This is a genomic window from Methylobacterium oryzisoli, assembly GCF_046557895.1.
GTDB classification, from domain to species: Bacteria; Pseudomonadota; Alphaproteobacteria; order Rhizobiales; family Beijerinckiaceae; genus Methylobacterium; species Methylobacterium oryzisoli.
Genome location: NZ_JBKIBX010000057.1, coordinates 1 through 19,351, shown reverse-complemented (window position 1 = coordinate 19,351; position 19,351 = coordinate 1). Strand labels below are relative to the sequence as shown.

Here is a 19,351-nt window from a genome sequence, read left to right as displayed (position 1 = left end):
CATCGCTCGGCCGGGGTTCAGTGCACGACGACCATCTTCCCGCCGGCCGCGTTGGCTTCCATCACGCGATGCGCCTCGCGGACCTCGTCGAAGCCGAAGACGCGGGCGGGCTTCACGTCGAGCCGGCCGGCGGCCGCGTCACGGGCGATCTGACCGAGCGGGACGTCGGAGAGCGGAAAGCCCGGCGTGCCGAACACGAAGCTGCCGAAGAAGGTCAGATGGACGCCGCTCGGCATCTGCAGCAGCGGGTTGAAGTCCGGGATCGGATCGAGTCCGCCCAGCCAGCCTGCCAGGCACGCGCGGCCGCCCCGTCGCAGCATCGCCAGCGAATCCAGAACCACGCTGTTGCCGACGAGATCCAGGATGGCGTCGATCCGCTTCGCCTCGCCGATGTGCTGCGACAGGTCCGGCCGTTCGATCTCGCAACGCTCGGCGCCCAGAGCCTGCAGCTTGGCGAACCGCTCCGGATTGCGCGTGGTGGCGATGACGCGGGCGCCGACGTTCACCGCCATCTTGAGCGCGGCCTGACCGAAGGACGACGTCGCCCCGCGGATCAGAAGAAGCTGATCCTTCCGGATCTCGAGGTTGCGGAACAGGCAGGTCCAGGCGGTGGCATACGTCTCCGGGATGGCGGCGAGTTCGGCCCATGACAGGTCGGCGTCGATCAGCGCGACGTTGCCGACGGGCGCCCGGGTGACCTGCGCGTAGCTGCCGTTGATGGTGCGGCCGAGTCCGCCCATCAGCGCCGCCACCTTGGCGCCGACCGGAAACTCGCCGCCGGGGCACGACCTGACGATGCCGACGCACTCGATGCCCGAGACCGGCGCGGCCTCGGCCCACTCGCCGCGGCGCATGTGCATCTCGGCGTGGTTGATGCCGAAGGCCTTGATCTCGATGACCACGTGGCCCGCCAGCGGCTCGGGCTCCGGGATGTCCCTGTAGGTCAGGACCTCGAGCCCTCCGAAGCCGTCCAGGACGATGGCGCGCATGGCAGTCTCCCTGATTGCTGGGCGCCGATCGGGCGCATGATGGGCAGAGCGGGACGCTTCCCGGCGTCGCGCTCAGGCGAGGAAGGCGCGGATCGCCGAAGCGATCGCGGCGGCGTGGGTCTCGAGCGCGAAGTGCCCCGTATCGAGGAAGGTCACCTGCGCATCCGGGATGTCGCGCCGGTACGCCTCGGCTCCTGCCGGCAGGAAGAACGGGTCGTTGCGGCCCCAGATCGCCAGGAGCCGCGGCCTGTGGGTGCGGAAGTACTCCTGGAAGACCGGGTAGAGCGCGACATTGCTCTTGTAGTCGCCGAACAGGTCGAGCTGCACCTCGTCGGCGCCGGGACGGCCCAGGTAGTAGTTGTCGAGCGAGTAGCCGTCGGGCGAGACCAGGGTCGTATCGGGAACACCGTGCGTGTACTGCCAGATCGTCGCCTCCGGCTTCAGGAAGTCGCGGAGAGCGTCGCGGTTCGCCTGCGACGGCTCCTGCCAGTAGGCCCGGATCGGGTTCCAACCCTCGCTCAGCCCTTCCTCGTAGGCGTTGCCGTTCTGCGAGATGATGCCGGTGATCCGCTCCGGATGCTTTGCGGCGATCCGGAAGCCTGTCGGTGCCCCGTAGTCGAAGACGTAGACCGCGAACCGCTCGAAGCCGATCACTTCGGTGAAGCGGTCGATGACGGAGGCGATGGCGTCAAAGCTGTAGGTGAACCGCTCACGCGCCGGCATCTCCGAGAGACCGAAGCCCGGCAAGTCGGGCGCCACGAGGTGGAAGCGGTCGGCCAGGAGCGGGATGAGGTCCCGGAACATGTGGCCCGCGCTGGGGAAGCCGTGTAGCAGCAGCAGCTTGGGAGCCGCGGGGGCACCTGCCTCCCGGTACGCGATGCTGAAGCCGTCGACATCGACGGTGCGGTAGCGGGTCTCGGGCATGACATCCCTCCTGAATAACCTCTTCATAGAGGTCTGAGGGGTTATGAGAGCTGTGATATAACCTGTCAACAGCTCGTTCAGGGGTTACGCATCGATGCGGGTTATCCGTCATCGAAAGGTGCAGGCAGCAGAGGCTCTCGGCAGCGGTTCGCGGATCTCGTCAGGCACATCTCTAACCCACCTGGTGCAATTTATGGGGTTAGGTGTCATATGGAGCGAAGTTTCCGGCGGCTTGGATGGCGACTTCATGAACGATCAGTACTCACCCGCGATCTTCGTGGCCGACGCGCCCGGCCTCGACTTCCTCAACTCGGTCGCGACACCCGTCGATGTGCCCGTCGATTGGATCGGCGACGGCGAGGGTCTGCTGAGCTGGCTCGAACAGGCCGGTCTCGTGCCGGCGGGCGCGGTTGCGACCGTGCGGGACCGGGCTACGCCGGGGGAGCTCGACGTCGTCGCTGCGCAGGCCCGGCAGCTGCGGGAGTGGTTCCGAGACTTCGTCGACGCGCACAGGGGTCGGCCGCTCGCGGCCGACGACTTGGCCCATCTCAAGCCGCTCAACCGGCTTCTGGAGCGGGATGAGAGCTTCAACCAGGTCGTGGCCCGGGAACAGGACGGTCATGTGCGCCTGGAACTGCAGGCGTCGCGCCACTGGCGCAGTCCGGAAGCGCTTCTCCAGCCGATCGGGACCGCGCTCGCCCGGCTCGTCTGCGAGGAGGACTTCACGAACGTGAAGGCTTGTGCGGGGCATCGCTGCACGCTGATGTTCGCCGACCATACGCGCCGCCGTAGCCGGAGGTGGTGCAGCATGGCGGTTTGCGGCAACAGGGCTAAGCAGGCTGCCCACAGAGGCCGCCTCAGGCCTTAGAGCATTGTCCGACGAAGTGGATGCCGGTTCGTCGCAGAAAATGCGATAAATCAAAGACTTAGAGCAGCACCCGGTCGCAACGCGATCGGGCGCTGCTCTAGCCGCAGACCTCGAGCGGGTCGCTCGGCGAACCGAGAAAACGATCCGCTACCATGAGAGTGATCCGACCCTTGGGCGTCCAGGGATCCGGTGCTTCCGCCCCGAACGAAGCTTGAGAGCGGAACGGCAGAGATCCTTCAGCAACTCGCATCCGGGTTCGCGGCAGGCTCGGCCAAAGAGCGCCCCTGTACCCGGCGGTCGAGGCCCAGGGGCGTTGTCAGTTCAGGTCCTATGCGCCCAGTAGGCGAAGGTATCGCGCTCCTCGCCAGAGTCGCGAGCCGCGATCGACCGAGCCACGTCTTGCCGGAGCAAGTAGATCGAGACGACAAGCAGGACGAGATCTTTCAGGAGGAAGGCGGCGTTCATCGCCATGGCGGGGAATCCACCAGCGCCCGCTTCCCAGGCATCGGGCACGAACGGCAAGATCGTCAAAGTCGAGATGAATGTGGCTGTGGAACCGAGGGCGCCCAACACGCCCAGTTTCTTGTTCCAGAAGCCCAGGAACAGGAGCGTGCCGAAGGTCCATTCGGAAGTGCCGAGGAAAATGGCCGTGCCGCGAATGCCCAGGATCGGAATGGTCCAAGACGTGAACGGGCCGTGCGTGATCAAGGGGAGAAGTCCCCTGATCTCGGCTTCGAACCATTTGTCGTACCCGAACCAAGCGAAGATGACGACCATCGCGGCTCGGAGCAGGTGATAGTCGAGGTCGCGCCGGAGCAGGCCCGAGCCGGCCAGCTTGTCGATGAGGAAGTTCATGATGCCCTCCGGAGGCGTTGCGTCCAGTACGTCCTTCATATCGACGGAGGCTGCGACCTTTAATGCTTTTGACGGCCGAAAATATGCCCAAAAATCTCATCGCGGCTCGGTTGGCGGCTTCGGCCGGAGAGGAGTGGCGGCCCTCTGCAGGAACCGGCGGGCTCGGCCGTGCCACAGGTGTGCGAGCGGAACGACGCCAGGCCGGTACCTTCGGACGGCACCATGGCCGCGGTACCGGATGTCGACGCGTCCCACGGATCAGTGGGTGAGTTCCTGCGCCTTGATGTCGGCGATGGGCCCGAGAATGGCGGGATCGAACGGGGTCAGTTCACGCACCGCACCGATGCGATCGGGCAAGTCCGGGTTCGCGAGCGCTCCTTTGCCGAATGCCACGATGTCCGCCCCGGCCTCGACGACCTCCCGGGCCTTGGATGCATCGTGAAGCCCTCCGTTGGCGATCAGCGGGAGGTTCGGGGCGTAGCGGCGGGCGAGGGCGACGAGACTGTCATGGCCGCCCTTCCACGCTCCCGAACGCCTTGATCCTCGAAGCGCTCGGCTTCGGTTTCCGGCAGCGGACGCCCCTCCTGGGCCGCGGAGTTCGATCGCGCGACACCGTCCCGGCGCCCAGCACCCGCGACCAGAGCAGGATCCGATCACGCGGCGGGATCCTGCTCCAGGTCTTTGATCTCGCCGCATCGTCTACGACGAACCGGCCTCCACGGCGTCGAAAAATGCTCCAAGGTCGCTGTCATCGGCAGAGGGGCCGAAGCGCCGAATCTCTTCGTCGGCTACGACCCGGATCGGACCGAAGCCCGGCCAGGGACGCGCCGAACGCGGGACCGGTTTACAAGCCATGATCGAGCTGATTAGTGCGGAAAACGGGTGAGATCCCGCCCCATCGTTTCAAACGCGTAGGTCCGCCATGGCACCCCCCGTGGACTGGCTCAGCCGCCTGCTCGCGCTCGTCCCCGTCCGTGGGCGCCTCGACATCTACTGTACCTATGGCGCCCCCTGGAGAATCGACCAAGCCCGCGCGGAGGTCGGCGAGATGGCCTATCACGCCGTGGTCGCCGGAACGGCCACGCTTGAGGATCCCTCGCGCGGCCCGCCGCTGCGCCTCTCGGCCGGGGACATCCTGCTGCTCCCGCGGGGGGAGGCGCACGTCCTCCACGATGGCAGCGGAGCCCCTGCTGCTGCGGCGCACACGCGGACGGGCTCCAACCTGCTGATCAGCGAGAATGCGGGCGCGGGCGAGCGGCTGGACATGCTCTGCGGGCACTTCATGCTCGCGCGCCCCCAGGATCGCCTGCTGCGGGACTATCTGCCGCCGCGGCTCGTGGTGCGAACGGCCGACCCGGGCGCGGCCGCGACGGTATCCGGAACCCGCGACGTGCTGACCGGCCTCGTGTCGCTCATGCGCCATGAGGCGGTGTCCGACAGCCTGGGCGGCCGGGCCATGTTGGACGCGCTGTCCACGGCGCTGTTCACCCTGACGCTGCGACTGGCGAGCGAGGCCCGGGAGACGCCGGTCGGCTTGCTGGCCCTGGCGGGCCACGCCCGCCTGGCTCCGGCCCTGTCGGCCCTGTTCAACGAGCCGGGTCACCCGTGGACGCTGCCCGAGCTGGCGCGCCTCTGCAACATGTCGAGGGCGACCCTGGCGCGGCAGTTCCAGGAGAGACTGGGCCAGTCCGCCAGCGAGCTGCTGACGGACATCCGCATGACCCTGGCGGCGAACGAGTTGCGCAAGCCGTCCGCGAGCACGGGCGCGGTCGCGGAGACGGTTGGGTACCAGTCCGAAGCCGCCTTCCAGCGCGCCTTCAAGCAGCGCATGGGCGTCACGCCAGCGCAGTGGCGCCGGGCTGCGTCGTCCACCGCATCGCCCGTCCCGTCACTCCCCTCGTGAGGAGGGCGGCCGCTCCGCGCCGTTCGCTGGCGCGGGCGGCGCCTGCAGGGTGCTACGGGGAGCGCGGCGGCACGCCCGCCAAGAGTGGACCGAGCCCCTCCGCCATCGTCGGGTGCGCCAGGACGGCATCCCGCAGCCGCTGGTAGGGCAGTCCCGCCAGCATCGCGGTCTGCGCCACCGCCACGACCTCCCCGGCCTCGGAGCCGATCATGGTGAAGCCCAGGATGCGGTCGTCCTCCCCGATCAGCGCCTTCATGAAGCCCTGGGTCTCACCCGTCGTCTGCGTCCGCAGCACGGCGCTCATCGGCAGCCGCGCCACCCGGACAGCCACGCCTTGGCGCCGCGCCTCGCGCTCGTTCAGCCCGACGCGGGCGAGCGGCGGCTCGGTGAACATGCTGGCCGGGACCAAGCGGTCGTGCGTGCTGCGCTGGCCTCCGGCGAGATTGTCCCGGATGATCCGGAAGTCGTCGACGGAGACGTGGGTGAAGTGCGGGCTGCCTGCCGCCTCGCCAAGCGCCCATACCCCGGGCGCGCTGGTCTCCAGACGCTCGTTCACGCGGATGTAGCCTCGGTCGGTCAATGTGACGCCCGCCTCGTCCAGCCCGATCCCTCGTGTGTTGGGTGAACGCCCGGCGGCGACGAGGATGTGGCTCCCCTCGATGGTGTGCTCGCCGGCGCCCGTGCGCACGACGAGACTGACCGCCTGCCCGGAGCGGCCCGTCACGCTCAGGGTCTCGGCGTGCGTGACGATCGTGATGCCCTCGGCGGCGAGGATCTCCTGCATCTCGGCGGCGACGTCGGCATCCTCGTTGCTCAGGAGCTGAGGTCCGGCCTGGAGGATGGTGACGCGGCTCCCGAAGCGGCCCAGGGCCTGCGCCATCTCCAGGCCGACATAGCCGCCACCCAGCACGATCAGGTGCGAGGGCACGGCATCGAGTTCCAAGGTCTCGATGTGGGTGAGCGGAGCGGCCTCGGCGAGCCCGGGAATGGCGGGGATGGTCGCGTGCGTTCCGAGGTTGAGGACCACGTGGTCACCCGTCAGCACGCGCGTGCCGCCATCGTTGAGCCGCACCTCCAGGGTCTTGGGGGCGACGAAGCGCCCAGTGCCCATGATCAGGTCGACGCCGGCATCGCGGTATGCCTTGAGGTGGAACGCAACCTCGCCCTCGACCATCGTTCGCTTGCGTTGGCGGACCGCCTCCATGTCGGTCGTGACGGGACCGGTGATGGTCCCGAACCGCGCGGCGTGGCGCACGAGGTGCGCGACCTTGGCGCTCCAGATCTCGTTCTTGCTGGGCAGGCAGGCGATATTGGGACACGCGCCGCCGACCCAGCGGCGCTCGACGACGGCGACCCGCCGCCCGGCGCGCCCCAGATGCCAAGCCAGCAGCTTGCCGCCTTGACCACTGCCGAGGATCAGCACGTCGACGTGTTTCGGCCGGGATGCGGCACCCGCCTCTGTATCCCCTACCAGCACGTGCTGCGGACGTGTCTCGTCTGACGGGTCTGTCGCGCTCATGGTCGTGGCTCCGAAAATAAGCTTACGCAAGGATCTTCCTCGGCGGAGACGGGCGGGAACGCGTTCCGGCAGTCCGGTTGACGATCTTCGGCTACGGTCGCGCTCGACATTCGCCGGATCAGCAGCGACTGCAGATCATGGTGTTGATAAGCTGATCCAGGTGATGACTTTTAGCGTCGAGCCTGGGAGTTGTGCCGGCGCGCCAATCCAGGGCCGCACCGGGCGGCTTGGTCTGGCCGACGGCGCTCACGTGCCGAAAGCCCATCGTGATGTGAAGCGGCGGCAGCCGGACCGACCTCGCAGCAGCGGCCGGCTCCGACATGATGTGCCCTGCCGCTGCCGGGGTTGCCGCCGTGCTGACGAGGACGAGGGTGACGAGGGCAGCGGAGACGAGCCTCGACGAAGCGGTCCGGCCAGTGGCTCGATCGGATGAGAAAGCCGTGTGGGACATGTGACACTCCTTCGCTTGGGTTGCGACCGTGAGCTCACATTACGGACGGCAAATGATCTCCTGAATGCTGTTTGAGCGCAATTATATGCTTCATCGTCTCAAGACGGCCGCTCTTCTCTCGAAGCTGTCGTGATCGAAAGCGCATCGTCGGCGCTGCGGGAAGCCGCATGAATCTGATCGGCTTTGATTCCGCCCTCGGTTTCAACTCTCACAAGATCCATCTCGATCGCGGTCACGCCCGGGAGGTCGAGGGCTTTCCAGACCTAGTCGTCAACGGTGGACCCGTCACCCTGCTGCTGACGGAGTTCCTGAGGACTGACCTGAGCAGTACCTTCGCCAGCCTGACGGCCCGCCACGTCGCGCCGCTCTTCTGCGGTCGCCCGCTCGTGCTCGGAGTCGATCAGCGGGAGGGCGGCTGGAGGCTACGCGCCCTCGACGAAGCCGGCCGCTTGGCTGCTGAGATCGAGGCGAGGGTCTGACGGCCGCGCCGAGCATATCCAAGTTCGGGAAAGGAGCGCTGCATGAACGTTTTCGTCACGGGAGCCAGCGGCTACATCGGCGGCTCGGTGGCCGCACGGCTCGCAGCGGAGGGTTGCGCGGTCCGCGGCCTCATCCGCAATGCCGATCGCGCGGCTGAACTGCGCGCGCACGGCATTGAACCTGTCATCGGAGTGCTCGACGACAGCGCCCTCCTTGAGGCCGAAGCGTGCCGAGCCGATGCCGTTGTCAACGCCGCCGACAGCGACCATCGCGGGGCCGTGGAGGCGTTGCTGGGCGGCCTTGCGGGAAGCGGCAAGCGCTTCATCCACACCAGCGGCTCCAGCCTCGTCGGCGACGAGGCGCTGGGCGAGCCGTCGGACGCGGTGTTTACGGAGACCACCGCCGCGACGCCCCACCCCGACAAGAGAGCGAGGGTCGCCCTCAACGCCACCATCACCGGCGCGGCGCCAAGCGTCCACACGGTCGTGCTGTGCAACAGCATGGTCTACGGCAAGCATCTCGGGCCGACCGCCGAGAGCGTTCAGATCCCGCCCCTCGTCGCACTGGCCCGGGAATGCGGTGTCGCCCGGCACATCGGACGGGGCCTCAACCGCTGGTCAACCGTGCACGTCGCCGACATGGTCGACCTCTACCTCCTCGCCCTCGCCAAGGCGCCGGCCGGCAGCTTCTACTTCGTCGAGAACGGCGAGGCCTCGTTCAAGGAGATCACCGATGCGATCGGCGAGGTGCTGGCTTTGGGACCGAGCGAGGACTGGGACCCGCAGGAGGCGGTCGCCCGGTGGGGCCGCGCGCGGGCCGTCTTCTCCCTTGGCTCCAACAGCCGGGTGCGAGCCGACAAGGCGAAGCGTGAGCTTGGATGGAGGCCAGTCCGCACCTCCGTCACACGCTACATCCTCACCGACATGCTGAGCTAGCCGCGGCACGAGACCCGCAGCGGCGCGCTGGGACTCTGACTGACGCCGCACCACAGTTCCCCGCCCCAGCCTCTGCCTCTGCCTCTGCCCGGCAGGGGCAGGATGAGCAGTCCCGACGGCAAGAAGAGGTGGTTGGCGTGGGTGACCACCCCGGCGATGCGGCGCCACGACCAGCACCGTCGCCGCTGCGCCGGCCTGCACCCCCTCCTGCAACGGACAATCGAGCGTCAGTTCAGCACAGGGATCAGGCCGGCGCCAGGGAACGCGGGTTCATGCGTATGATAAGGATCAATCCTCCCGCAACACGGAAGGCTTCGTCCTCAGTCGGGCACGTATCATAATAATTCTGCAACTGCTATCCTGCTGGTGAAGGCGGGATGAGCGATGCCGATCCATGTCGATGAACAGTGGCAGTACGTAGATGCCCACAACCTGAGCGAGAAATACGTCTACGTCGATGATCTGATACTCGGGCGCGTTCGGCGTCGGCAGGCCACCAAGCCGGGCGACCTTACGCGCGAGTGGTTCACGGCCGAATGCTGGAATGGTGATGCGTTCATTCCACGAGAGGAGCCCCAGGCGGAATTCGAGAGTGCGGTGCAACTCCTCGTCTTCGATGAGGGACGCTAGACCCCCAGCCCGCACCTCACTCTCCGACACGAAAGGGAATGCCGGCTGATGCTTGAGGTCCGACCGGCGCTGAAGTCACGAGATTTGGAGGCACGGGATCATTCGTGACGCGGCAGGCATATTCCGTCTCCAACTCCGACGAGGATGCGCATGCAGAGCAACGGCCTCACTTTTGCGATCGGCATCGTCATGCTGACCTGCGCGCTCGTCCTGCTGTGGATTTTCGCCATCTAGTTCAGCACCATGACCGCCCCGAGAGGGCGCCGTTGGCCACCTGACCTTTGCGAGAAAATCTCCTCCCGGACAGTGCGGGGCTGCGCCTGTCCTGCGCTCTGCTCCCGCCGAACGCGGGATCGCGGGTCGGGTGACGGGACCTCCACCCCGTGATCCCGACCCGCACGGCCTGAGCATCTGACAGGTCTGCGGGAAGCGGGCGACGAAGGGCGCGTGATGATGCTTCCATCCTGACGCTGGTCGCCACTCGCAAGGACCGCGACAGGTGGCTAACGGCTGTTCGCCAGTTGCGTGATGAGCGTCCGGACGGCGCCGGAAACCGCCTCGGGCTCGCGCAGCCCGTACCGCCGCTTTCGCATCATTGCGGGCCCTCGAAGGGCCCGCGTCCCGGCAAGCTGATGGCCCATTTGAGCGGCTGACATTGGTTGAATGCAGCTGGTCCGCAGCGGGGAAAGTTGCGCGAAAATCGGCGGAGGGTGATCGCCGACGCGGAGATGCCAAACTCCCCAGAAGGTGTCACCGTAGCCTGCGAGACGACCCGCTGGTGGCCGAACCGCTGGAGGTTTCGATCCGGACCGTGTCATTCGCGCCCAAGGCGGCGCGCACCGTCTCGCCGAATTTCTCGAACAGTTCTAGGTTCGCGTGTGATCAGTCTCGAACGACGCGGAGCGTATGTAGCCGGACATGGATGACCGAGGACAGACCGTAGACCTGACCACCTGCGACCGGGAGCCGATCCACGTGCTCGGCGCCGTCCAGCCGTTCGGCTTCCTGCTCGCCGTCTCGGCCGACTGGATCGTCACCCGCGCCAGTGCCAACGTCTCGGACCGACTCGGGCGCTCCGCGGAGGACCTGCTCGGCATTCCCCTGGCCGAGATCCTCGACGTCGAGGCCATCCACCTCTTGCGCGGTCACCTCCAGACCCTGCGCGGGCCCGACGCCTTCGACAGGGTCTTCGGGGTGAACCTGATCCCGGACCGGCCCCCGTTCGACGTGGCCCTGCACCTGTCCGGCGGCTCCATCGTCATCGAGGCGGAGCCGAGCACGACGGAGCACCTCAGTGCGGGCAACCTCGTTCGCACCATGGTCGCCCGCCTGCAGCATACGGCCGACTTCGAGCCGCTCTGCCGCGAGGCCGCCCGCCAGATGCGGGCCCTGACCGGATTCGACCGCGTCATGGTCTACCGCTTCGCCCCGGACGGCTCGGGCGAGGTCATCGCCGAGGCTGTCCGCTCCGGCCTCGATCGCTACATCGGCCTGCACTATCCAGCCTCGGATATCCCGAAACAGGCTAGAGCTCTCTACGAGCGGAACTGGCTGCGCATCATCGCCGACGTCAACGCCCCGGCCATCCCGGTCGTGCCGGCGCGCGACCCGGCGGGGGAGCCCCTCGACCTCTCGCTCTCGACGCTGCGCACGGTCTCGCCGATCCACCTCGAATACCTGCGCAACATGGGTGTCGCCGCCTCCCTGTCGGTGTCCATCCTGCGCAACGGGCGCCTCTGGGGCCTGTTCGCCTGCCACCACACGGAGCCCCGCCACATCTCGCTCGAACGCCGCACGGGCGCCGAGCTGTTCGGGCAGATGTTCTCCTGGATCCTGGAGAGCCGCGAGCGCGAGGTCGTGGCGGCCCAGGAAGCGCTGTCGCGCGAGACGCACAACCGCCTGATGACCGCCATGGCCTCGGGCGGCGCGGGACTGGACGGCCTTGCCGTCTTCGCCGAGGAGCTGTCCGGCATCGTCGCCTGCGATGGGCTCGGTCTCTGGGTGAACGGCGTGATCACACTGCAAGGGATGACGCCGACGCAGGAGGAGTTCACCGGCCTCGTGCGTTTCCTCAACCGCACGGCCGCGAGCCAGGTCTATGCCACCGACGAGATCGGGCGCTTCCACGAGCCGGGCCGCGACTTCACCGAGCGGGCGGCCGGGATGCTTGCGGTGCCGGTCTCGCGCACGCCGCGCGATTTCCTGGTCTTCTTCCGCAAGGAGGTGGCGCGCACGGTGACCTGGGCCGGCAACCCGGAAAAGCCGGCGAACCCCGGACCGAACGGCGTTCGCCTGACCCCGCGCAAGAGCTTCGAGGCGTGGCAGGAGGTCGTGCGGGGCCGCTCGCTTCCCTGGTCCGACGCCGAGGCCCGCACTGCCGAGGCGCTGCGGGTCACCCTGCTGGAGGTGATCCTGCGGCTGAGCGACTCGGCCGAGCGCGAGCGCAAGGAGGCGCAGGAGCGGCAGGAGCTTCTCATCGCCGAGCTGAACCACCGGGTGCGCAATATCCTCAACCTCATCCGAGGTGTGGTCACGCAGAGCCGCGCCAGCGCGGCCGATGCGGAGAACTTCACCGCCCTGGTCGGGGACCGCATCCAGGCGCTCGCCCGGGCTCACGACCAAGTCACCTCTGCCAACTGGGGACCGGGCTCGCTCGCCGAGCTGCTCACCGTCGAGGCCGCCGCATACCTTGGCGCCAAGGCGGGCCGCGTCGTCCTCGACGGGGTCGACGTCCTGCTTGAGCCGCAGGCGTTCACCACGATGGCGCTCGTCGTGCACGAATTGGTGACCAACTCGGCCAAGTACGGCGCACTGAGCGACAGCACCGGCCGGGTCAACGTCCGCTGGGAGCGGGACGCCTTCGACGGCTTGGTCGTCCATTGGGCCGAGACGGGTGGTCCCCCGGTCACGGCCCCGACCCGGCGCGGCTTCGGCTCGACCATCATCGAGCGTTCCATCCCCTACGAGCTCAAAGGCGAGGCAGAGGTTCGCTACGCGCTGACCGGGCTGACCGCGCGGTTCACGCTCCCGGCCACCTTCGTCCGGGCCGCCCCGCCGCGAGCCGTGCGACCCGCGCAACCGGACGAGCGCGCGCCGATCGCGTTCGCGGGCACGGTGCTGGTGGTCGAGGACAACATGATCATCGCACTGGAAGCGGAGGAGGTGCTCACGGCCATGGGCGCGGAGACGGTCGACATGGCCGCCTCGGTCCGGGAGGCGCTTCGGCTGATCGACGCGTCGCCGCCCGACCGCGCGTTGCTCGACGTGAACCTGGGCTCCGAGACGAGCGTGGCGGTGGCCCAGCGGCTCGCCGAGCTCGGCATCCCCTACGCGTTCGCCACCGGCTACGGCGAGAGCTTCAAGGTTCCGCCCGAGCTCGGCGACGTGCCCGTGATCAAGAAGCCGTACGGGGTGGACAGCCTGCGGCGCGTCTTCGGCCCATAGAGCAGCGCCCGATCGCGTTGCGACCGGGCGCTGCTCCAAGTCTTTGATTCGTCGCATTTTCTGCGACGAACCGGCATCCATTTCGTCGGACAATGCTCTCGGCCGCCGGCCGAGGCTTCGTATCGACTGATTCCGGGACGAGTCCCGCGGACCGTCAGCCCAGGACGACTCGCAGCTTGTTCGCCAGTTCGTCCCGGCGATAGGGCTTGCTCAGCAGCGGCAAGTCGGCCGGCACCGCATGCTCGTCGAGCGCCGTTCCCGTGTAGCCGGACGTCAGGAGCACCCGGAGACCGGGGCGAAGGCGCCGCGCCTCGACCGAGAGTTGCACACCGTTCATGCCGCCCGGCATGACCACGTCCGAGAACAGGATGTCGATGCGCTCCGGACCCCCCAGCCGCTCAAGGGCTTCGGACGCCCGCGTCGCCGTCAGTGTCCGGTAGCCGAGCTCACCCAAACTCTCGACCGCCATGTCCAGCACCGCCGGCTCGTCCTCGACCACAAGCACCACCTCCCCCGAGGCGGCGCGGCGCAGCGGCAGCGCGCTGTCGAAGCGCTCCTCGACAGCCTTCTCGGCGGAGCGCGGCAGGTAGAGCTCGATGGACGTGCCCGTGCCCACCTCGCTCTTGATCTGCGCGTGTCCTCCGGCCTGCCGCACGAAGCCGTAGACCTGGCTCAAGCCGAGGCCGGTTCCCTTGCCGACGTCCTTGGTCGTGAAGAACGGCTCGAAGGCGCGGCCGCGCGTGGCCGCGTCCATACCCTGTCCGGTGTCCGAGACCGACACGAGGACGTAGGCACCGGGCCGGAGGTCGGGGCGGTCGGCGAGCTCGTGGGCGTCGAGGTGCGCGTTGCACGTCCGCACGGTCAAGACGCCGCCGCCCGGCATGGCGTCGCGCGCGTTCACCGCGAGGTTCAGCACCGCACTCTCGAACTGCCCCGGGTCGAGCCGCACCGGGTCGAGGCTCGCGTCGAGGTCGAACCGGACCTCGATGGTCTCGCCCACCGCACGCCTGAGGAGGGCCTGAAAATCCTTCAAGAGCCGGTTCGGGTTGACCGTCTCGGGCCGCAGAACCTGCCGCCGCGAGAAGGACAGCAGCTTCTCGGTGACCTCGGCCCCGCGCCGCGCCGCCGTCATCGCCGAATTGGCCAGCCGCTCCACGCGCTGCGGGTTGTCGGGCTTGCGCACGATCATGTCGAGGTTGCCCACGATGATGGTGAGCAGGTTGTTGAAGTCGTGCGCCACGCCTCCGGTCAACTGGCCGATGGCTTCCATCTTGTGGGCCTGGTTCAGGCGTTCCTCGGCCTCGCGCTGTCGCGTGGTGTCCATCACGACGCCCGCCATCGACCGAGGCTGGCCAAGCTCGTCGCGGTAAACCTTGCCCCGCACCATGACCGAGCGGATCGCTCCATGGTCGGCCGATCGGATGCGGCAGTCGACGTCGAGTCGCCCCGTCTCGCCTGCCGTCTCGAACGCGGTCCGGACCGCGCCCCGATCCTCCGGGAGGACGTGCCCAAGGAAGGTCTCGACGTTCCAGGCCGCGACCGGCTCGCGGTAGCCGAAGATCGCGTCGTGTCGCCCGGATCTGTGCGAGGGGCCGCCGCGGAGGTCGAGATCCCAGCCGCCCATCTCGGCCGCCTCGAGCGCGAGGGCGAGGTTGTCGCGCGCGAGCTGCAACTCCGCCCGCCGCGCCTCGCGCTCGTGGGCGGCGGCCTCGGCCTGCGCGTGCAGGAAGTCGACCTCGCGCAAGTAGACGCCGAGCAGGATGAAGCCGGCGACGAGCGCCTCCAGGCGTCCCGCGAACCAACCCACGGTGCCGCGGGCGGCGCCCGGCAGCGTCACGAGGTTGTCGAACACGAGGAGCAGCAGCGAGACGGCCAGCCAGAGCTGCAGCACCGTGCGCAGGCGCGTCTTCCAGCACAGGACCGCCAGCGCGAGGACGGTCAGCGCCACGACCCCGGGGCCGACGCCCGAGGTCGTGAGCAGCCTGTAGTCGTCGCCCTCCACGCACTTGGGCAGGAGGTGGACGTAGCGGGCCACCACGACGCCGGTGAGCGCAGCCGCCGTGACGGTCCCAGCCACCGTGAGCAGGCCGAGCCGTCCGGCGCGCGCCGGCGGGGCTCGCGGTGGGTGCCGGCCGCCCTCCAGGATGGCGTAGGGCAGCGCGAAGAGCGGCGGGCCGAGATGCCAGAAGGTCCAGAGCCACGTCGTGGTGTCCGGCCCGTCGCCGATGAGGCGTCCCTGTGCGAGGACATTCGGGAACGAGAGCATCTGCAGGAGGACGATCAGCGTCACGTAGAGGCTGCCGGCCCCGAGCACGAGCAGCGGCACCGAATGGATGCGGCGATACTGGGTGAGGAACAGGTAGGTGGTCAGGCCGTAGACCACGATCAGCGCCGATTGGTAGACGGGCACGAAGCCCGGCATCGGCGGCATGGGGCGGGCGGCCACCGGCAGCAGGGCCAGCGTGACAGCGCCGAAGGCCAGGCAGATGGCGACCGCGAGCCGGCGCTGCCTCCTGCCGGCCAAGGCGGTCGCGAGGGTTGCCAAGGTGTTGGCCGCCGCGGCCTCGCTCATCGTATGCTCCGTCCTGAAGCGCGATGGCTGACCGTGACGGCAAGTCGCTCGCGGGTCACGGGGTACCACGACACCGATCCGGACGCTATCGAATGGCTTTCGGACGGGCCCACGACCACTAGATCCTAGAGCTTCTTCCGACGAAGTGGATGCCGGTTCGTCGCAGAAAATGCGGCAAGACAAGGACTGAGAGCAGCGCCCGGTCGCAGCGCGATCGGGCGCTGCTCTCAGTGCATGCCGCCCTCCTCGTCGCTGGTCCGGTCGGAGTACGCGCGATGGGTCTATCGGAGCGTGCGCGAGCAGAAGCCCATGCCGTCCGCTTCGGGTCATGAGTTTCCGTCAGGCTTGTTCGGCTCGGCGCCACGTCCGGACCTTCGAGCAACGCTGCCGGAGCGGCGGCACGTCACCCGACAGCGGACAATCGGAGGCCGGCGTATGACGACTCCTGTCCTCATGCCATCCGCCGAAGGTCGGCTTATGGGAATCCTTGCTGTGAGCGGCGCGGGGACACCGTGCGTCGAGCAGATCCAACCGGATCAGCCAAGGGGCAACCGGACCAGATACCTGTCAGTTCGGCCGCTGCCCATCTGCCCCGCCGAGAGTGGGTCTTTCGTGCCGGGCAACGCTCATGTCTCGATCCTGGCGTATGCCTGCATTCTTCCTGTACATCTCAGTACTCATGCGTTGACATGAGCTCTTACGCATTGGCAAACTCGGTATGCCAAGCCAAACGGCTGGATACAACAATATAAGGAGCGCCTCGGTGGAGAACGAGATCGAACCTGAACGTAGCCTGATCCCTTTGGCAGCCGGCATCGTTGCGGCCTATGTCTCCCACAACAACGTCCCCGTGGGCGAGCTGCGGACGCTGATCCACAGCGTTCACGACCAACTCGCCAAGCTCGGTCAGCTGGCTGCTCCTGAGCCGGAGAGGCTGACTCCGCCGGTGCCGATCAAGAAGACAGTGACGCCGGACGCCATCATCAGCCTCGAGGACGGACGGCCCTACAAGTCGCTCAAGCGCCACCTCTCGGGCCGCGGCCTCACGCCCGCCGAGTACCGGCAGAGGTGGGGTCTGCCGGCCGACTACCCGATGGTGGCGGCCAACTACGCCGCGCAGCGCTCCGAACTCGCCAAGAGCATCGGGCTCGGCCGGCCGCGACAGAAGCGGTCCGCCTGATCGCAGGCAGGCGGCGGCTGGAGATGTCCCGTCAGTCCGGCCGCCGCTTGCCCGTCGTACTCAGTGCTCCCGCCTCACGGGCCGAGGGCCGGATCGCGACAGGAGGGTCTGACGCTGGTCGACGCTGCTCGTCAGGACGCGTTGGAACGGCGCTACATGCCGCCCCGTCTGGAGATCGCGGTAGCCGTGGAGCACGGTCTCCAGCGCCAGGATGCGGTCCGTCGGATGGGTGTAGGCCGCTTCCAGCTCGTTGAGGGCGTCAGACACGAGCGTCGTGGCGGTTGTGTCCGAGATGGCCGACGCATGGTCAAGCCTGCGCAAACAATGCTTCACTGGGTTCGTCATGAACGTCACCTGGGTGGCGTGACCGGACCGATACGCGAACTCCCACACAGGTAATACCCAGACCGATCACGCGGATCCATCCGCCTTGCAGGCGGTCCGGCCGCGGCCCGCTCGTCGCACCTGTCAGTCGTGGCAGGTCGGAACCTCTGTCGCCTCGTTTCGCTGTCTCCTGCACTGGCCGGAGAGGCATGGAGCCGGATGGACACCTTCACCGTCACGATCGAGACACCCGCCGGCCCGCTCTCGTTGCGCCGCGAGACCGCAGAGGCCGCGATCGAGACCGGCCGCACGATGCAGCGGGAGGGTGTCGGGGAAGTCTTCATCTCGCCGCCGGGCGGGACGCCCCAGCCGCTCGCTGAGTTCGTCTCGGCTGCCATCAAGGAGCTGCCCGACTGGGATCCGGCCTGACGGCCGGCGCCTCGCACCGAGCGGCGGGGCTGGATGACCTCCGGGTGCGGGTCCGTTAGCATGGGTGTATTCCCGCCGCCTCTGCCGCGGAGGTGCCCATGGATGACGACCTGCTGATCCGCGCGGACCGCGCCATCCTGCAGGCGCGCCGGCTGTGCGAGCGGCTGGAGGGGATGCGCAGGGAGGCGCGGGCGCTCGCCTGGGCCACGCGCATCCACCGCGAGGAGTTTCAAGCCTTCAGCTGCCAAGCCGAGATCGTCGCCACGGCGGCGACCCGAGAGGCCGTGGCGCCGAGTGCATAGAGCATTGTCCGACGAAGTGGATGCCGGTTCGTCGCAGAAAATGCGACGAATCAAAGACTTGGAGCAGCGCCCGGTCGCAACGCGATCGGGCGCTGCTCTCGCCGGCCTAGCCCTTGGCTCCGGACTGACGGCCAACGCAGGGGTCGGCAGTCGAGACCAGCTGATCGGCCTTTCGGCGAGACCACGGTGGCAGGCGGATCCACTTCCCGGATCTTCGTGAGGGTCCGCGCCCGCGACCCATGCGAGGCTGCGCGTGTTCCGTGTCGGCCGGACACCGACGGTGGGACAGCGGCTCGGCTCGGGCTCGGGTGGCGGACCAGTGCAGCGGCCACGTGCCCGGCCCGTGCTTTCCTACAGCGCGCAAAGAAACGCCGACGCGGGGGGAGGATCCGGCCGGCGTGGAGAGCTCCTATGTGCGTGCTGGGCCAACCACCCTTGGGCGGAGCTGGTTCCTCAGCGCGCCGCGCACCGGCCGCGCGAAGCATCTCGCCGTCCCGGCGGGCGAGCATGACCGCTGCCGCTCTCGTTGACGCCGCCTTCTCGTCTGCCGTCCTGGGCTGGAACCAGGGCCATGCCAGCCTCTCGCCGGGCCGAGCACCCTGTTCCGGCTTCAGGCCCGAGGACCGGGTCGAGACCCTGGAGAAGGACCACCGTCGGTTGGCTCTCCTCCTGAGGCTCGAAACAGACTACTGCTTCGTCTTTGGGCAGCTGGCTAGACCGGGAGGGCTGCATGGACCTGGATGAACTTGCGCAGGTGCTCACCGATCTGAGGCCCGGCCAGGAAGCGTGCATCCACCACGATGTGTACGCTGATCTTTTCCCACCCGGAGATCCTGATGATGGCGCCCGCATGCGTTGTCACGAATTTGCCCGGCAGTACGGCTGCACAATCATGAACGACTCGCCACACGAAGAAATCTGCTTTCGTCGTGCATCTGATTAGTGAGACTCCCGGGCAAGAGCTGACGCCCTGCCCCTGCCCGGTGTGGGAGGTGTCGGCCGAGATCCTGCGGGTGCATCCATGGCGGTGCCAGCGGAACAAGCCGGGGCGTTGTCGGGGTGTGGTGGTGTGGGAGTTCGGACGTGGCTGACTCGTCGTCCCTCGGCGACCTCTACAAGGCCAACCGCTTCCGACCTGACCGCGGCCGTCGCTGGCAGCCTGGCTGACCCGATGCCCGGCCCGCGCGCGATCGCGGACGGTATCGCGCTCGACCTTGCGGCGGTCATGCCTGCGAACGCCTACGCCCGCGAGGTGCCGGCGCTGACGGACGCTCTGGAGGCGCAGCGGCGCATGGCAGGCCGGACGGCGATCCTGCTGGCGCGGCCGGCATAACGTCTGTGCTGGAAATCTGACGCGGCACACCGGCCCGACCTGCCGCCCTCTCTTTCGCTCGCGGTCCGGTGCCGATTGGCATACGCTCGGCGCGAAGCGAGAGGCCACTCCGATGTCGGATCGCCGAGAACTTTACCGAAGCCCTAGAGCGTTTTCGGTTTAATCTGGATCGTATCCGGCAGCGATGAAGAAGTTGGCACACTCGTCGGGCGT

Annotated in this window: 19 protein-coding genes; 11 read left to right on the top strand and 8 right to left on the bottom strand. The window is 67.9% G+C overall.

Annotated features, from left to right (window positions below; genetic code table 11):
* Positions 1 to 17: 17 nt before the first annotated feature.
* A complete protein-coding gene (locus tag ACKUB9_RS30875) occupies positions 18 to 989 on the bottom strand; it encodes a zinc-binding alcohol dehydrogenase family protein (protein WP_407519549.1) in 972 nt (323 codons plus the stop codon).
* Positions 990 to 1,061: 72 nt separating this feature from the next.
* A complete protein-coding gene (locus ACKUB9_RS30870; protein WP_407519548.1) occupies positions 1,062 to 1,913 on the bottom strand; it encodes an alpha/beta fold hydrolase in 852 nt (283 codons plus the stop codon).
* Between the two features lie 247 nt (positions 1,914 to 2,160).
* Here ACKUB9_RS30870 and ACKUB9_RS30865 point away from each other — a divergent pair, with 247 nt between their 5' ends.
* Positions 2,161 to 2,781, top strand: a complete 621-nt coding sequence (locus ACKUB9_RS30865; protein WP_407519547.1) for a CGNR zinc finger domain-containing protein — start codon at positions 2,161 to 2,163, stop codon at positions 2,779 to 2,781.
* 321 nt (positions 2,782 to 3,102) lie between these two features.
* On the opposite strand, the gene ACKUB9_RS30860 is transcribed toward ACKUB9_RS30865, so the two are convergent.
* Together ACKUB9_RS30860 and ACKUB9_RS30855 are read right to left on the bottom strand one after the other, a co-directional pair.
* On the bottom strand, positions 3,103 to 3,636 hold the full coding sequence (locus tag ACKUB9_RS30860) for a YkgB family protein (protein WP_407519546.1): 534 nt from the start codon (positions 3,634 to 3,636) through the stop codon (positions 3,103 to 3,105).
* Positions 3,637 to 3,894: 258 nt separating this feature from the next.
* Positions 3,895 to 4,332, bottom strand: coding sequence for a tRNA-dihydrouridine synthase (locus ACKUB9_RS30855; protein ID WP_407519545.1), 438 nt, complete (start codon positions 4,330 to 4,332; stop codon positions 3,895 to 3,897).
* Between the two features lie 226 nt (positions 4,333 to 4,558).
* On the opposite strand from ACKUB9_RS30855, the gene ACKUB9_RS30850 reads away from it, so the two are divergent.
* The gene (locus tag ACKUB9_RS30850; protein WP_407519544.1) at positions 4,559 to 5,539 is read left to right on the top strand and encodes a cupin domain-containing protein; all 981 of its coding nucleotides are present in this window, start codon (positions 4,559 to 4,561) and stop codon (positions 5,537 to 5,539) included.
* Between the two features lie 52 nt (positions 5,540 to 5,591).
* On the opposite strand, the gene ACKUB9_RS30845 is transcribed toward ACKUB9_RS30850, so the two are convergent.
* Complete coding sequence (locus ACKUB9_RS30845) at positions 5,592 to 6,962, bottom strand: FAD-dependent oxidoreductase (protein WP_407519543.1); 1,371 nt, start codon at positions 6,960 to 6,962, stop codon at positions 5,592 to 5,594.
* A gap of 214 nt (positions 6,963 to 7,176) precedes the next feature.
* Positions 7,177 to 7,509: a hypothetical protein gene (locus ACKUB9_RS30840; RefSeq protein ID WP_407519542.1), complete on the bottom strand. Its 333-nt coding sequence runs from the start codon at positions 7,507 to 7,509 to the stop codon at positions 7,177 to 7,179.
* A 167-nt stretch (positions 7,510 to 7,676) separates the two neighbouring features.
* On the opposite strand from ACKUB9_RS30840, the gene ACKUB9_RS30835 reads away from it, so the two are divergent.
* The 4 genes from ACKUB9_RS30835 to ACKUB9_RS30820 all read left to right on the top strand — a co-directional run bounded on the left by ACKUB9_RS30835 (position 7,677) and on the right by ACKUB9_RS30820 (position 12,998).
* Positions 7,677 to 7,988 carry an HTD2 family dehydratase gene (locus ACKUB9_RS30835; RefSeq protein ID WP_407519541.1) on the top strand — a complete coding sequence of 104 codons (312 nt, stop codon included), beginning with the start codon at positions 7,677 to 7,679 and terminating at the stop codon, positions 7,986 to 7,988.
* 42 nt (positions 7,989 to 8,030) lie between these two features.
* Positions 8,031 to 8,924, top strand: a complete 894-nt coding sequence (locus tag ACKUB9_RS30830) for an NAD-dependent epimerase/dehydratase family protein (protein WP_407519540.1) — start codon at positions 8,031 to 8,033, stop codon at positions 8,922 to 8,924.
* Between the two features lie 384 nt (positions 8,925 to 9,308).
* Positions 9,309 to 9,554 (top strand): hypothetical protein, encoded by a 246-nt coding sequence (locus ACKUB9_RS30825; RefSeq protein ID WP_407519539.1) that lies wholly within the window; start codon positions 9,309 to 9,311, stop codon positions 9,552 to 9,554.
* 918 nt (positions 9,555 to 10,472) lie between these two features.
* Positions 10,473 to 12,998, top strand: coding sequence for an HWE histidine kinase domain-containing protein (locus ACKUB9_RS30820; protein WP_407519538.1), 2,526 nt, complete (start codon positions 10,473 to 10,475; stop codon positions 12,996 to 12,998).
* 154 nt (positions 12,999 to 13,152) lie between these two features.
* Here the strand turns inward: ACKUB9_RS30820 and ACKUB9_RS30815 are convergent, their stop codons facing one another.
* Complete coding sequence (locus ACKUB9_RS30815) at positions 13,153 to 15,570, bottom strand: MASE4 domain-containing protein (protein WP_407519537.1); 2,418 nt, start codon at positions 15,568 to 15,570, stop codon at positions 13,153 to 13,155.
* Between the two features lie 763 nt (positions 15,571 to 16,333).
* On the opposite strand from ACKUB9_RS30815, the gene ACKUB9_RS30810 reads away from it, so the two are divergent.
* Positions 16,334 to 16,750 carry a Ros/MucR family transcriptional regulator gene (locus tag ACKUB9_RS30810; RefSeq protein ID WP_407519536.1) on the top strand — a complete coding sequence of 139 codons (417 nt, stop codon included), beginning with the start codon at positions 16,334 to 16,336 and terminating at the stop codon, positions 16,748 to 16,750.
* A 60-nt stretch (positions 16,751 to 16,810) separates the two neighbouring features.
* Here ACKUB9_RS30810 and ACKUB9_RS30805 read toward each other — a convergent pair whose 3' ends face one another.
* A complete protein-coding gene (locus ACKUB9_RS30805; protein ID WP_407519535.1) occupies positions 16,811 to 17,017 on the bottom strand; it encodes a hypothetical protein in 207 nt (68 codons plus the stop codon).
* A 276-nt stretch (positions 17,018 to 17,293) separates the two neighbouring features.
* Here ACKUB9_RS30805 and ACKUB9_RS30800 point away from each other — a divergent pair, with 276 nt between their 5' ends.
* The 4 genes from ACKUB9_RS30800 (at position 17,294) to ACKUB9_RS30785 (ending at position 19,138) form a co-directional block, all read left to right on the top strand.
* A complete protein-coding gene (locus ACKUB9_RS30800; protein ID WP_407519534.1) occupies positions 17,294 to 17,503 on the top strand; it encodes a hypothetical protein in 210 nt (69 codons plus the stop codon).
* Between the two features lie 98 nt (positions 17,504 to 17,601).
* The gene (locus tag ACKUB9_RS30795) at positions 17,602 to 17,805 is read left to right on the top strand and encodes a hypothetical protein (RefSeq protein WP_407519533.1); all 204 of its coding nucleotides are present in this window, start codon (positions 17,602 to 17,604) and stop codon (positions 17,803 to 17,805) included.
* A 730-nt stretch (positions 17,806 to 18,535) separates the two neighbouring features.
* Positions 18,536 to 18,748, top strand: a complete 213-nt coding sequence (locus ACKUB9_RS30790; protein WP_407519532.1) for a hypothetical protein — start codon at positions 18,536 to 18,538, stop codon at positions 18,746 to 18,748.
* A 228-nt stretch (positions 18,749 to 18,976) separates the two neighbouring features.
* Positions 18,977 to 19,138, top strand: a complete 162-nt coding sequence (locus ACKUB9_RS30785) for a hypothetical protein (RefSeq protein ID WP_407519531.1) — start codon at positions 18,977 to 18,979, stop codon at positions 19,136 to 19,138.
* Positions 19,139 to 19,351 lie beyond the last annotated feature (213 nt).